The sequence below is a fragment of the Photobacterium sp. DNB22_13_2 genome, assembly GCF_052873915.1.
The window spans coordinates 135,914-150,092 of the sequence record NZ_JBNNXU010000009.1; the positions used below are offsets into that span (position 1 = coordinate 135,914).

General features: G+C 50.0%; 13 protein-coding genes. 10 read left to right on the top strand and 3 right to left on the bottom strand.

What is annotated here, in order from left to right:
* The first annotated feature begins 36 nt into the window (after nt 1–36).
* Complete coding sequence (nlpI, locus tag ACVA58_RS14945; RefSeq protein WP_446511223.1) at nt 37–954, top strand: lipoprotein NlpI; 918 nt, start codon at nt 37–39, stop codon at nt 952–954.
* A 94-nt stretch (nt 955–1,048) separates the two neighbouring features.
* Here the strand turns inward: nlpI and ACVA58_RS14950 are convergent, their stop codons facing one another.
* The 3 genes from ACVA58_RS14950 to ACVA58_RS14960 form a co-directional block, all read right to left on the bottom strand.
* Entirely contained in the window at nt 1,049–1,924 is an 876-nt protein-coding gene (locus ACVA58_RS14950; RefSeq protein ID WP_446511224.1) for a U32 family peptidase, read from the bottom strand.
* A gap of 10 nt (nt 1,925–1,934) precedes the next feature.
* Nucleotides 1,935–2,942 (bottom strand): ubiquinone anaerobic biosynthesis protein UbiU, encoded by a 1,008-nt coding sequence (gene ubiU, locus ACVA58_RS14955; protein WP_446511225.1) that lies wholly within the window; start codon nt 2,940–2,942, stop codon nt 1,935–1,937.
* A 157-nt stretch (nt 2,943–3,099) separates the two neighbouring features.
* Nucleotides 3,100–5,133: a sensor domain-containing protein gene (locus ACVA58_RS14960; protein WP_446511264.1), complete on the bottom strand. Its 2,034-nt coding sequence runs from the start codon at nt 5,131–5,133 to the stop codon at nt 3,100–3,102.
* A gap of 202 nt (nt 5,134–5,335) precedes the next feature.
* Between ACVA58_RS14960 and ubiT the strand changes: the two genes are divergently transcribed.
* From ubiT to ACVA58_RS15005, 9 genes are all read left to right on the top strand, one after another.
* Nucleotides 5,336–5,857 (top strand): ubiquinone anaerobic biosynthesis accessory factor UbiT, encoded by a 522-nt coding sequence (gene ubiT, locus ACVA58_RS14965; protein WP_107350676.1) that lies wholly within the window; start codon nt 5,336–5,338, stop codon nt 5,855–5,857.
* On the top strand, nt 5,847–6,350 hold the full coding sequence (locus ACVA58_RS14970) for a GNAT family N-acetyltransferase (RefSeq protein WP_446511226.1): 504 nt from the start codon (nt 5,847–5,849) through the stop codon (nt 6,348–6,350). The genes ubiT and ACVA58_RS14970 overlap by 11 nt, the downstream gene beginning before the upstream one ends.
* A gap of 211 nt (nt 6,351–6,561) precedes the next feature.
* A complete protein-coding gene (locus ACVA58_RS14975) occupies nt 6,562–6,963 on the top strand; it encodes a DNA polymerase III subunit psi (protein ID WP_446511227.1) in 402 nt (133 codons plus the stop codon).
* Nucleotides 6,953–7,399 (top strand): ribosomal protein S18-alanine N-acetyltransferase, encoded by a 447-nt coding sequence (gene rimI, locus ACVA58_RS14980; RefSeq protein ID WP_446511228.1) that lies wholly within the window; start codon nt 6,953–6,955, stop codon nt 7,397–7,399. The genes ACVA58_RS14975 and rimI overlap by 11 nt, the downstream gene beginning before the upstream one ends.
* Nucleotides 7,400–7,586: 187 nt before the next feature.
* A complete protein-coding gene (prfC, locus tag ACVA58_RS14985; RefSeq protein ID WP_446511229.1) occupies nt 7,587–9,167 on the top strand; it encodes a peptide chain release factor 3 in 1,581 nt (526 codons plus the stop codon).
* 155 nt (nt 9,168–9,322) lie between these two features.
* Nucleotides 9,323–11,446 (top strand): glycogen debranching protein GlgX, encoded by a 2,124-nt coding sequence (gene glgX / locus ACVA58_RS14990; protein WP_446511230.1) that lies wholly within the window; start codon nt 9,323–9,325, stop codon nt 11,444–11,446.
* Between the two features lie 31 nt (nt 11,447–11,477).
* Entirely contained in the window at nt 11,478–11,660 is a 183-nt protein-coding gene (locus ACVA58_RS14995; RefSeq protein WP_446511231.1) for a DUF5363 family protein, read from the top strand.
* Complete coding sequence (locus ACVA58_RS15000) at nt 11,650–12,444, top strand: TatD family hydrolase (protein WP_446511232.1); 795 nt, start codon at nt 11,650–11,652, stop codon at nt 12,442–12,444. The genes ACVA58_RS14995 and ACVA58_RS15000 overlap by 11 nt, the downstream gene beginning before the upstream one ends.
* 206 nt (nt 12,445–12,650) lie before the next feature.
* Nucleotides 12,651–13,910 carry a NupC/NupG family nucleoside CNT transporter gene (locus tag ACVA58_RS15005; RefSeq protein WP_446511233.1) on the top strand — a complete coding sequence of 420 codons (1,260 nt, stop codon included), beginning with the start codon at nt 12,651–12,653 and terminating at the stop codon, nt 13,908–13,910.
* Nucleotides 13,911–14,179: the final 269 nt, after the last annotated feature.

Here is a 14,179-nt window from a genome sequence, read left to right on the forward strand (position 1 = left end):
CTAGAGATAGACGTGTCTCACTCAGGGAGAACTGCATTGACTGTAAATAGGATAAAACTCGCGTGCCTTGCGCTGGTCTTGATATTGTCTGGCTGCTCATCATCCCAGTCGCAATGGACCCAGCCACCGATGGCGGTTCCGTTCCAGCCGACTATCCAACAACAGATTCAGTTGGCCCGGATTGACCAGCTGTTAAAGCGTGATGATTTGGATAACCAAACCTTGGCTCAGGTCTATTATGAGCGTGGCTTGTTACACGACAGCTTGGGGTTGCGTGATTTAGCAAGACTGGACTTTAACCAGTCGCTTTCCCTGAAACCGGATCAGCCGGATGTCTTCAATATCCTGGGTGTGTACTTTACTCAAGGTGCCCATTTCGATGCTGCATATGAAGCCTTTGACTCAACCTTAGAGCTCAATGTCCGCCATCCTTTTGCCCAGCGTAACCGTGGTATTGCTTTGTACTATGGTGGCCGCTACGAATTGGCATTTGACGACCTCAATGCTCATTACCAGCACAACATTAATGATCCTTACCGGGTGATTTGGCTCTATATCGTTGAGTTGGAACAAGACTCTGAAACCGCAACAGAGAAATTGCGTAACCGCTATGACGCTGCCATCGATCATCAGGACTGGGGCTGGCAAATCGTTCGCCTTTACCTCGAAGATATCAGTGAGTCCGAATTCCTGCGCCAGATCGCTACAGAAAGTGAAGATAACGATATTTTGGCCGAGCGCCTGACGGAAGCCTATTTCTATCTGGGTAAGCGCTACCACTTTAACAAAGATTTCTCGTCAGCATTGATGCTGTACAAGTTGACCCTGTCGGGGAATGTCTACGAGTTTGTCGAGCACCGCTTTGCCTTGCTTGAGCTAAACCGCCTGATGACAGAAGTCAGTCTTAGCCAACCGGTCGAGCCGCCAGCGCCTCCAGCGCAAGAGGAAGTGTGATTTAGTCATTTCAGGACGAGACAATATTTATACAAAAGCCGCGGCAATTCAATTGCCGCGGCTTTTTTGTTGAACACGCTAAATGCTCTCAGGTTTACTCGATGTTAAGGCCAGCGAGGCTATGCCAGTAGCCGTTGCAGTGATGGCCACCTTCCAGTGGTTGCTGCTGCTCACCATGCTGGTTGGCACGGAAACTATCGACCAGCGACAGGGTATCGATGCCCATCGGGCTGAGGCGTACGACGTCCACCAAGCCCGCCATGCCTGGTTGATCGTTAATGAGGTTGTAGCAATAACCGGATTGGGTCTGGATGCCATTGAGGGTGAAGACTTTTTGCTCTTCCTGACTATTGACCGTGATCCCCGTAGGGTATTTGATACAGCAGGTTTCGCAGTCGTCTTTGGCTTTGTCTTCAGCACGGGCTGTGAAACAGCGGGCCGAGTAGGCGAGTGGCAGGTAGCCGTAGCTGAACACCTCGGTTTCGAATTTGTCTCGGATCCCCAATTGCTCACATTCGCCAGCGACGTTCTGAAGCCAACTGCGTGATAGCTCAACTGGCATACACCAGCGGATCATGCCTTTTTTCAAGAACAGGTTGAGGGTCTGGGCGTTATAACAGTTCACCGCAGGGCCAACCACGAAGGGGACCTTGCTTTCATGCGCCAGTTGGATTGCCGAAACATCGTTGGCCTCGATCGCGAAGTCGCCGTTATCAATGTATTTTTTCATTACATTGACCTCACTTGGCGCTTCGAGCAGGGCCATGGTAGACAGTACTACCTGTTTTCCGCTGGCAGAAAGCTCTTTGGCTATATCGAACCAGTGCGCCGGCTTCATCTCGCGTCGTTTGGAGCAGACGGTTTCACCGAGGTAGATGATATCGGTGTTAGCCTCGACGGCCTGCTGGTAGAACGCCTCGACGTCCATTTTTGGCCAGAAATAAAGTAGGGGGCCAAGAGAATATTTCATTGTTGGCTCCTTATTGCCATTTGCGGTGGTAGGCACCGAGGGTAGTTTGCTTACCTTCCGAGACATTGCCGAGACAGGCATTCCAAGCAGGCTCAACACTGTAGTTTTCTGGTGAGGCCAGATAGCGGTCAATCGCGGCACGCCACGTTCGGGTGACCTGCTCAACGTAGGCGGGGCTGCGTTGGCGGCCTTCGATTTTCACCGAGGAAATATTGGCCTTGAAAAGCTCGGGTAGAATTTCTAGGGTATTGAGGCTGGTCGGCTCTTCCAGTGCATGGTAGCGACGGTTTTCTCCATCAAGGTTGACGTCGAAGCGGCCCTTGCACAGGGTTGGGTAACCGGCGTTCTCACCATGGGAATAGCGGTCGATCAGCACTTCATTGAGGCGAGTTTCCAGACCGGTTGGGGTTTCTTGCCAGCGAACGAATTTTGCCGGTGAACAGGCACCGACGGTATTCGGTGATTCCCCCGTCATATAGGAAGACAGGTAGCAGCGGCCTTCAGACATGATGCACAAGCTACCAAAGGCGAACACTTCCAACTCGACATTGGTATTACGTGCTAGCTGCTTGACCTGGTGGATTGACAGTACGCGAGGCAAAACAACCCGTTTAACATTGAAGTTCTGCTGGTAGAAGTCAATCGCTGCGGTATTGGTTGCCGATGCCTGCACTGATAAGTGCAGCTCGAGATCAGGGTACTTGGTAGCGGCATACTCCAATACTGCGATGTCCGCGACAATCAGCGCATCGACCCCCATGGCGGCAGCGTTGTCTACAGCGGTGCGCCAGCGATAAAAGCCATCTGGATGTGCGAAAGTATTGAGGGCGACATGCAATTTACGGTCGTGATCACGCACGTACTGCACGGCTTTTTCGAGTTTACGTCCTGTAAAGTTTAAACCTGCAAAGTGACGCGCATTGGTATCGTCTTTGAAGCCGATATAAACCGCATCTGCGCCGTTATCAATGGCAGTTTTCAGCGCCGGTAAGTTACCGGCGGGGCAGAGAAGCTCCATATTATTTTTTATCTACCAGTGTGGAAAAGAAAGTCATAAGAGCAAATAGTAGGGGGCAGGCTGCGACCGTGTTTTGATGTCAGGCAGGTTTTGTTGATTTAGGACAACTTATTTTCCACTTTTGTATAGCTCAAGAACCATTATTGGTAGCGGTAGCCTAATGGTGATTGTGCTTGTGCAGTGTCGCTTCCAGCTCGTTCTTCGGCAGTGGTTTGTAGAAGTGGAATCCCTGGATCGCGTTGCAGTCGAGGTTGGACAACAGGGTCGCCTGCTGGCGAGTTTCGACGCCCTCGGCCACCACACTCATGTTGAGGGATTTTCCGAGGTTGATGATGTTTTCGATCAATGTCAGCTGTTTGGGTACATCTTCGATGTCTTTGATAAAGGCGCGGTCTATTTTTAGCTCGTCCAATGGGAAACGGGCGAGGTAGGACAGTGATGAGTAACCGGTGCCGAAATCATCGATAGAGAGCGAGAACCCCAACTTTTTGATCGCATTAAGCATTTGGATTGTGTGTTCGCCATCGCTCATTACTGCACTCTCGGTGAGTTCGAATGTAATGTCGTTGGGATTGACTCCGGTTGCCTTCCGCAGCTTATCGACAAACTGGATCAGGTTGGGGTTGCCAAACTGCTGCGGTGACAGGTTAATGGCGACCTTGCCGGGTAGCAGACCTTGGGTTTTCCAGTAGCGGACAGTGGTAAAGACTTCGCGCATGACCACTTGGCCCAGTTGCTCAATTAGCCCCGAACGCTCGGCTACGGGGATAAACTGCGCTGGGCTAATATAGCCTTCAACCGGGTGTTTCCAGCGCACTAGTGCCTCGGCACCGTTAATCGAGAAGTCACGGGCGTGTACTTTCGGTTGGTACCACACTTCTAGGCCATTATTTTGCAAGGCTTTCTGCAGTTCGATTTCCAGCCAGAGTTGCATCCTGGCTTCTTTGTTCATCTCCTCGCTGAACTTAACAGCCCGGTTGCGGCCGCGGTTCTTGGCCTCGTACATGGCCGTATCAGCATTTTGCAGCAGGATACGGGCATCATTACCGTCACCAGGGTATTGCACCATGCCAAGAGAGCAGGCTAAGTGCTTGCTGAAATGGTGCAGGTCGAAAGGTTGGTTGATCAGGGCGATGACCTGATCAGCAATCAGGCTACCTTGTTGATCATGTTCAGGGTTTGGCAGCAAGATGGTGAATTCATCCCCGCTGAGATGGCCGATAATTGCATCGTCGGGTAATAGCCGCTTGAGTCGCTGCGATATTGCCTGCAGCACCTGATCACCAATATGGTGTCCAAGTGAGTCATTAATACTTTTAAAGTTATCGACGTCGAGGTACAACATCACCAATGGGGTCTTCTGGTGGATCAATTGTTCTAGCTGACGGCTGAACCCATGACGGTTCAGTAGCCCGGTCAGCGGGTCAGTGTGGATAGAAGGGTTGCTCTTGTCTTGTTTGGCGCCCACAGGGCTGTAGGGTTGCAGGAGCACCAGCTGTGCTGACGCTCCCAACACCTCGACGGTTGATGTGGAAAGCTGCAGTGTCTGCTGCTGCGGACAGTGGCGGCTGGTCTGGCAAAGCCAGGCCTCTCCGTGCTGGAGTGAAGCCAGTTGCGTGCGGGTAACTGGCTGCTGCTGATTATCCACTACCAGTTTGCTGAAAGTCTTTCCCTTGAGATCATTTGGGTGTTCGAAACCAAAGAGCTCGGCCGCTTTGTTATTGGCTGAGAGCACCGTGTCGCCTTCAACGATGCAGCTACCGTCATTCATTAGCTGGTTGAGGCTCTGCAGGTGCTTTTCATGTTCTTGGATAGCATTGATCAGGATTTGGCGTTCAGAAGTGTCGACGCAATGCAGCACAATATAGCTTACTTTGCCATCATCGCTCCGTAGCGGGGTCAGGCTGAAGTGCATACTGGTGTCGTGGTGGTTGTCATCGAGGATGACTTCACTCTCCAGTGTTTCGCCATTTAGTGCCCGATCATAAAAAGGGCGCATTGAGTGGTAGAATGTCTTGCCAAGTATGTCGGTATCGCTGAGACCGATAAGATCGTCGCGGCTAAGGCCGCTCAGCTCGCAGTATCGGTTGTTTACCATTAAATATTTATGCTGATGATCCAGTACTGCAAACAGGAATGGACTGTGATCAGTGAGAAGGGGAAACCAATGGTTCAGTTGCTCTGTCAGCATGATCTTGGGACATTCTTCCGTAGTTTCTGCCAACTGGCGCGAGGTGGCAGGTGGGTTTGCAACCACTATATCTAGGTCATTGTCACAATACCAAGTTTTACCTACTCAAAGCTGTATTTTTTGACTCAAGGCATAAAAACACTGCCATGTATTGCCATACAATCACTACATATATGCGACCGACTACAGGAAAAATTATTCAGTGATTGCTCAACTTAGAAAACAGCTGGTTCAAAATGGCCCAGCGCTATTGCGTGTCCCTGCTAAATTGGCTCCCTTTCCGCTTCAGAAAAAAGTGATGCTGGATGGTTTGGCCATGGTATTCAAGGAAGCACTGGAAGATGGTGATTTTGAGTTTCTTGAAGATCGCTGGCTAAAAGTGGAAGTACGTGATTTGGATCTACGCTGGTACATCAGTTACCAGAATGAGCAATTGGTGGTAGCTGAACATGTCGAGCAGGAAGATGTCAGTTTCAGCGGCGAATGTAATGATCTGGTATTAATTGCTGCTCGCAAGGAAGATCCTGATACACTGTTCTTCCAGCGTCGCCTTCGTATCGAAGGGGATACCGAACTGGGGTTGGAAGTGAAGAACCTGATGGATAGCATCGATCTGGATTCGCTACCGGCACCGGCTAAATTTGTACTGCACCAGTCGGCTGACTTTATCCATAAAGGTATGCAATCGGCGGCTGGGCAAGAAGAGGTCATGAATGCTCATTAGATCTGAGGCTCCGGCCGATATTTTGCCGATCGATTCCCTGCTTAAGTCTGTATTTGAGACCGAGGCTGAAGCGGAGTTGGTGATGCGGTTGCGTGAAAACGGCAAGCGAACCTTATCGCTGGTGGCGTGCAATGATGACGGTGAGCACGTCGGCTATATGTGTTTCAGCCCAGTGATGCTCGACGGTGAAGATCACAACTGGCAGGGCTTGGCCCCGATGGCAATCAAGCCTGAATACCAGCGTCAGGGGATTGGCTTGGCGATGATCGAAGAAGCTAAGCAGACACTAGCGGAGTTGGGTTACCCGGTGATTGTGGTACTGGGGCACAGTGATTACTACCCGAAAGCGGGCTTTGCCCCTGCGGCTCCCCAGGGTATCCAATGCCCTTGGCCAGTGCCAGAAGAGGTATTCATGGTATTGGAGGTTGTACCCGGTGCCATGGAGGGTAAGGCAGGCATGATTAGTTACAGCGAAGAGTTCAACGCTCTGTAAGTGGTCATTGAGCTTTGGTTTCATAAAAATACCACCGCGAGGTGGTATTTTTTTATACTAGTTAGCCGCTCTACATCAACGTAATTTGGAGCAGGTATGAGCGCCTTGTATCTGTCCCTTTTCATTCTCGCGGATAGGCCAGAATATTACTCAGTTTGGTATAAATTCTGATAGTATTCTCGGCCAAAGTGAACATCATCAAGGTGAGTGGATGAAACAGCGTGATTTACAGCTGATGAAGGCGATCGGACTAACCTATTGGCAGATCCGTAAACCGGGCTTTTTTCCCGAGCAGGAGCAGCCGATGATTGATCTGCCGGAAACTTGCCAGTTGCTGTTTGTCTGTGACGAAGAGCTTGATGAGCACGACCGCTGGCTGTTTGGTCGGATCCTCGGCAGTATGAAGCTAGCACCGGAGCAAGCGCTTTGTATCCCTGCCGCGGCTGTTGAACAAGTGCGTGAACACCACCTTAAATGGTGTTGGGTGGCCGGTTGCGAAGCGGCTCACCCTGCGGGTTGTCAGCTACTGACGTCATCCTCTCTGAAATCGATGCATACCAATCCCGGCGCGAAAAAAGCGCTGTGGCAACAGATTTGTTCTTATGACGCATAATATAGTTTTACTAGAGCCACATCATCTGGATGATGTCTGGCGTATCGAGCAGGCTGCTCACATGTACCCATGGGCGGAATCGATGATCCGCAAAGCGCCAAATAAGATCGCAGCCAATTATGCGCTGGAGATCGATGGTCAGTTAGCGGGATACTGTTTTGGTCAACTGGTAGCCGGTGAAGCCACCTTGCTCAATATCGCTATCGACCCCGCTTTTCAGGGGAAGGGATACGGCAAATTATTACTGGAAGGCTTCCTGTCACAGCTTGAACAGTTGAATGCGCAAGATGTATGGCTAGAAGTCAGGGCAAGCAACCAGCGTGCTTATCAGTTATATGAATCCTTGGGCTTCAATGAAATAAACCGCCGGGAAGGTTATTACCCTGCACCGGATGGTCGCGAAGACGCATTAATCATGACTTACATGATGATGTAGCAGGCGGCGAAGTGTAGCTTGCAAGGTCACCAACCGTGTTAGCGCTGTCTCTTTGGCTGGAGTTTGCGTATAATTCCGCCATCTTTGGGTTCAGCACCCTAAAAAATACATTGGAACCTGCCGCTGCATGTTACATGCGGTCGTCGCGGGTTCAATCAGAGAAATCTCTCACAGGATTATCAACGTTATGTCTTTTCTATCTGAAGTGAACAAACGTCGTACGTTTGCCATCATTTCTCACCCGGATGCGGGTAAAACAACCATTACAGAAAAAGTTCTGTTATTCGGAAACGCTATCCAGAAAGCTGGTACGGTTAAAGGTCGTGGCTCAAACCAGCACGCAAAGTCTGACTGGATGGAGATGGAAAAAGAACGTGGTATCTCGGTGACCACGTCGGTGATGCAGTTCCCATACAATGACTGTTTGGTTAACCTGCTGGATACCCCAGGACACGAAGACTTCTCGGAAGATACCTACCGTACACTTACTGCTGTTGATTCATGCTTGATGGTGATCGATGCCGCGAAAGGTGTCGAGGATCGTACTCGTAAATTGATGGAAGTTACCCGTCTGCGTGATACGCCAATCGTTACTTTCATGAACAAATTGGACCGTGATGTTCGTGACCCAATGGAAGTGCTTGATGAAGTTGAAAGCGAACTTGGCATGGCTTGTTCGCCTATCTCATGGCCGATTGGTTGCGGTAAAGAATTTAAGGGTGTTTACCACATCCACCGTGATGAAACGATCCTGTATGAATCTGGTCATGGCCATGAGATTCAAGAAGTACGTATCATCAAAGGTCTTGATAACCCAGAGTTGGATGCCGCTGTGGGTGAGGATCTTGCTGCCAGCGTCCGTGACGAACTTGAGCTAGTGATTGGCGCGTGCCCAGAGTTTGATCATGAGCTTTTCCTTGCTGGTGAGCTAACGCCTGTTTATTTCGGTACTGCACTGGGTAACTTTGGTGTCGACCACATGCTTGATGGCCTAACGAAGTGGGCGCCAGCGCCACAAACACGTAAGGCCAACGAGCGTGACGTTGAAGCGCAGGAAGAGAAATTCTCTGGCTTCGTATTCAAGATCCAAGCAAACATGGATCCTAAGCACCGTGACCGTATTGCGTTTATGCGAATCGTATCGGGTACTTACAATCAGGGCATGAAAATGAACCATGTCCGTACGGGTAAAAATGTGAGTATTTCTGATGCTGTTACCTTCATGGCGGGTGATCGTGCTCGTGCTGAAAAAGCATATGCAGGTGACATTATTGGCTTGCACAACCACGGTACTATCCAGATTGGTGATACCTTTACCCAAGGTGAAAATCTGAAGTTTGCTGGTATTCCTAACTTTGCGCCTGAATTGTTCCGTCGTATCCGCCTGAAAGATCCACTTAAGCAGAAACAGTTGCTAAAAGGTTTGGTACAGCTGTCAGAAGAAGGGGCGGTACAGGTTTTCCGTCCACTGCAGAACAACGACTTGATCGTTGGTGCAGTCGGTGTGCTTCAGTTTGACGTGGTGGTTGCACGTCTGAAAGCCGAGTACAACGTTGAAGCTATCTATGAAGGCGTTAACGTGGCAACGGCCCGCTGGGTTGAATGTGGTGACGTTAAGAAGCTGGAAGAGTTCAAGCGTAAGAGTCAGTCTAACTTGGCGTTGGATGGCGGTGATAACCTGTCTTACATCGCGCCGACTATGGTTAACCTGAACTTGGCTAAAGAGCGTTTCCCTGATATTGATTTCCGTGCGACCCGCGAGCACTAATTGCCCGCAAGCCACTGATATCATGTTCAACATCGAAGCCGTCACATTGTGACGGCTTTTTTTGTACTTTTTGTGAAGCTTACCTCTCCCTACCGATATTGGGTCTATTATTCTGGTTATGCACGCAGGAGCACAATAACCAAAAGGATGATGGCATGAACAGTGTCGATGAGCTCGGAACCTCGCTCAGTACCGCGTTGGCGGCAGATAACCAAATTTATACCTTACCCGGCGAGGCTTTTCCGCTCGGATCATCGGTGCGTGAGGATGGGGTGAATTTCAGCATCTACTCCAAAGATGCCACCCGGGTGACCTTGCACCTGTTTGCTAGTGCCGATGCGACGGGGCCTTTTCGTTCCTTTGAACTGAGCCCAGCGTTGCACAAGCGTGGCCATTACTGGTTTATCTTTGTGGGGAATATCGGTCATGGGCAATATTATGGCTTTCAGGTTGATGGTCCATGGTTACCTGAGCGTGGGTTGCGTTTCGACTGCGAGAAAGTGTTGATTGACCCCTATAGTCATGCGGTAGGCTTTGGCCGCAATTACAGCCGCCAGCGAGCTATCGATCCGGGTGATAACATGGATGCCTGCATGAAGAGTATTGTGGTCGATCACAGTGACTTCGATTGGCAAGGTGATGTTGCACCACGTCATTCACTAACCGATACCATCATCTATGAAATGCATGTCGCTGGGTTTACCCGCCATCCTTCTTCTGGAGTGGTGCAGGCCAAGCAGGGGACATTTTCGGGGATCATCGAGAAAATTCCGTATTTGAAATCACTTGGGGTGACGGCAGTTGAATTGATGCCGGTTCAGCAGTTTGATGTTGATGATGCACCGGAAGGGCGTGATAACTACTGGGGCTATAGCCCGATAAACTTCTTTGCTGTCCATGCTGACTACAGCATTGAGAAGGCTCCCTTGAGTGCTATCGATGAATTCAAAACTTTGGTCCGCGAGTTACACAAAGCCGATATTGAAGTGATCCTCGATGTGGTGTTCAACCATACCTCGGAAGGGGATGAGCACGGACCGACATTCTGCTTCAAAGGGCTGCAAAATGGCGCTTATTACCTGCTGGACAAGGAAACCGGCCACTATGGTAACTACAGCGGTTGTGGCAATACCTGCAATGCCAACCATAGCGTCCTGCGCCGGATGATCATCGATGCACTGCATTACTGGGTGACCGAGATGCACGTTGACGGATTCCGTTTTGACTTGGCCTCGGTACTGGCCCGCGACAGCCAGGGTCACCCAATGAAAGAGCCGCCGCTGCTGTGGTCGATAGACTCCGATCCTATCCTCTGTAGTACTAAGATCATCGCAGAAGCTTGGGATGCGGCTGGGCTGTACCAGGTGGGCTCGTTTATCGGCGATCGCTGGAACGAGTGGAACGGCAAGTTCCGTGATGATGTCAGGGCTTTCTGGCGTGGTGATGCTGGTTATGTCAGCCGCTTTGCCTCAAGGATCCTTGGCTCGCCGGATATGTACTGTAGCCAGCACCATTCACCGCACCGCTCGGTCAACTTTATCTGTGCTCATGATGGCTTTACCCTCAATGATCTGGTGAGCTACAGCGAGAAACACAATGAAGCCAACGGAGAGGGCAACCGCGATGGTGACAATCATAATGTGTCGAGTAACTATGGAGTCGAAGGACCAAGCGATATTACTGAAATCGAGTTGCTGCGCCATAGGCAGTGCAAGAACATGTTAGCCACATTGTTTTTGGCGCTTGGTACACCGATGCTTAATATGGGCGATGAAGTCCGCCGGACCCAACAGGGTAACAACAACGCCTACTGCCAGGACAATGAACTCAGTTGGTTCGACTGGAGTCTGGTGGATACCCACAGTGACTTGCTGCGCTTTGTCACCCACCTCAGCCAACTGCGTACCGCCGAACCAACCATAGACTGGAATATGCATATGTCGCTCAATTCTGTGCTGGAGGATGTCGGGATCCGCTGGCACGGGATCCAACCCGAGCAGCCGGACTGGTCGGAAAACTCTCATTCTATTGCGCTGACGGTTTACCATCCCATCACCCAGGATGAGCTGTATGTGGTGTGCAATGCCTTTTGGGATCCTCTCGAGTTTACCCTGCCGGATCGCCACTGCAGTGATTGGCATTTGGTGATCAATACCGCCAAGCCGTCTCCTCATGATATTTATTCCATTGATGAGGCACCGCTCTATACCCGGAATACCATTTTGGCAACTGGGCGTAGTATGATCGTCATGGTAGCCAAGGCCACCAAAGCCACATAACCGGGTAAATAGGATTACAGGATAGATAGCCATGATGTCGTTGATTAAGCGAGGGGTAGCGACCTATGACCGCTGGTGTGAAAAAATGGGGCTAGTCCCTGAGAATCGCCGTTGTTGCGCCCCGGTCCGTTATGACAGTGATGATCCTCGCAATCCAACGAATAAAGGCAAACAGGATAACAGTACAGCACAGGTCAAACCGGATGCTGATTGATAGCCACTGCCACTTCGATTTTGCGCCCTTTTGTGATGATCCCGAGCACTACCTGGCATTATCACATCAGGCCGGAATTGGGAAAATCGTTATTCCGGCGGTTGGCCAGCGAAACTGGCAGACGGTTTGTGACTTGTCAGCCCGTTTTCCCCAACTCTATTTTGGCTTGGGGTTGCATCCTTTTTTTAGTGCCGAACATGACGCCAATGCCTTGATCCAACTTGAATCTGAGCTTGCAACAGAGGCACGAAAACGAGAAAAAAAACAATCACGCTGCGTTGCTGTCGGGGAATGTGGACTAGACTTTGCCATTGTGAATGCCGACCGGGATCAACAGATTTCGTTATTGGCAGCCCAGTTACAGTTGGCGAATCGCTTTGAATTGCCAGTGATACTCCATTGCCGCAAGGCATTTCCCGAGTTACTTCGGGTTTTGAGGCAAAATACGCCGATTGTTGGTGGGGTGTATCATGGATTTAGTGGTAGCTATCAACAAGCGATGCAGATTATTGATCTAGGTATCAAAATTGGGGTAGGTGGAACGATTACATATCGCCGTGCCAACAAAACTCGCAATACAATAGCTGCACTGCCACTGGGTGCATTGGTGCTGGAAACAGATGCGCCCGATATGCCAGTAGCTGGGTTTCAGGGGGAGCCAAACAGGCCTGATCGGTTGGTGAATGTGCTGGGTGAACTGGCAGCAATCCGAACGGAAAGCGAACAGGATATTAAGCAGGCAACTAGCTTAACCACTGCTGAACTTTTTCGTATTCCAGTGTGAAGCGTTGTCACAAATTAAACGTTTGCGTAAATCGTTTGCGTTAAAGCGTGACGGGGTTCACATTTGGAATTGAACTTTCACTCCCTTTCCTTGCAAACTGTGATGTCGGCGTTATTTTATCCGTCGCTGCATGAGTATAATGCGCCGGACTCTTAATGAGCCGAATTGTCGAGACGCCAAACTTAACTAAAGGGAAGCCATAAACTATGAGCATGTTTATGAGCCTGGTTGGGATGGCAGTACTGCTAGGTCTTGCAGTACTTCTATCTGATAACCGTAAAGCTATTAATCTACGTACAGTGGGTGGCGCATTTGCCATTCAATTTTGTTTAGGTGCATTTGTTCTTTATGTACCTGTTGGTCGTGACGTACTGTATGGTATGTCTACAGCCGTTGCCAACGTTATCGCTTATGGTAATGACGGTATCAACTTCCTATTCGGTGGCCTGACTTCAGACAAAATGTTTGAAGTGTTCGGCGGTGGCGGCTTCGTGTTTGCCCTGCGCGTACTACCAGTAATCGTTTTCTTCTCTGCACTGATCAGCGTACTTTACTACCTGGGCATCATGCAGGTAGTGATCAACATCCTAGGTGGTGGTCTACAGAAAGCACTGGGTACATCTCGCGCCGAATCCATGTCTGCAACAGCTAACATCTTCGTTGGTCAAACGGAAGCACCTTTGGTGATCCGTCCGTTCGTACCAAAAATGACTCAGTCTGAGCTGTTCGCGGTAATGTGTGGTGGTCTGGCGTCTGTAGCTGGTGGTGTACTTGCTGGTTATGCCTCTATGGGTGTACCTCTAGAGTACCTAATCGCTGCGTCATTCATGGCAGCTCCGGGTGGTCTTCTATTTGCTAAGATCATCAAGCCTGAAACTGAAGAAGCTGTTGAGCAGCTAGCAAGCGATGCGAATAACGCTGACGACAAGCCAGCTAACGTTATCGACGCAGCAGCAGCGGGTGCTTCTTCTGGTATGCAGCTTGCTCTGAACGTTGGTGCAATGCTTCTTGCGTTCATCGGTCTGATTGCACTGATCAACGGTATGCTAGGTGGCATCGGTGGTTGGTTCGGTATGCCTGAGCTGACACTTGAGCTTATCCTTGGTTATGTTTTCTCTCCTCTTGCATTCCTAATCGGTGTGCCGTGGGAAGAAGCAACAATCGCAGGTTCATTCATCGGTCAGAAGCTGGTAGTTAACGAATTCGTTGCTTACCTGAACTTTGCCCCATACCTAGCGGAAGGTGCTGAGGTTGTTCTTTCTGACAAGACGAAAGCTATCATCTCGTTCGCACTATGTGGTTTCGCTAACCTGTCTTCAGTAGCTATCCTACTGGGTGGTCTAGGTGGTCTGGCTCCAAGCCGTCGCCATGACATCGCACGCTTCGGTATGAAAGCTGTAGCTGCAGGTACGCTTTCTAACCTAATGTCAGCAACAATTGCAGGTCTATTTATCACCCTGTCTTAATTTCAGACAGCTGATAATCAGATAAAACGCCGCGGTCTTCCGCGGCGTTTTTGTTTTTCTGGCTAGAGGCTAGAGGCTAGAGGCTAGAGGCTAGAGGCTAGAGGCATAGCAAAGAGCTGAAGCAATAGCTTGACAGGGTTTAGCCTTCACAAAATTCTGATTCGCCCATCGCCTTTCAACACATATGGTAAACATACCCTCCATCGTTTCTATCTGATGCCATAAAATCGATTGCGCTCCGGTTTCTGGTAAACCTCTTTGCTACCATT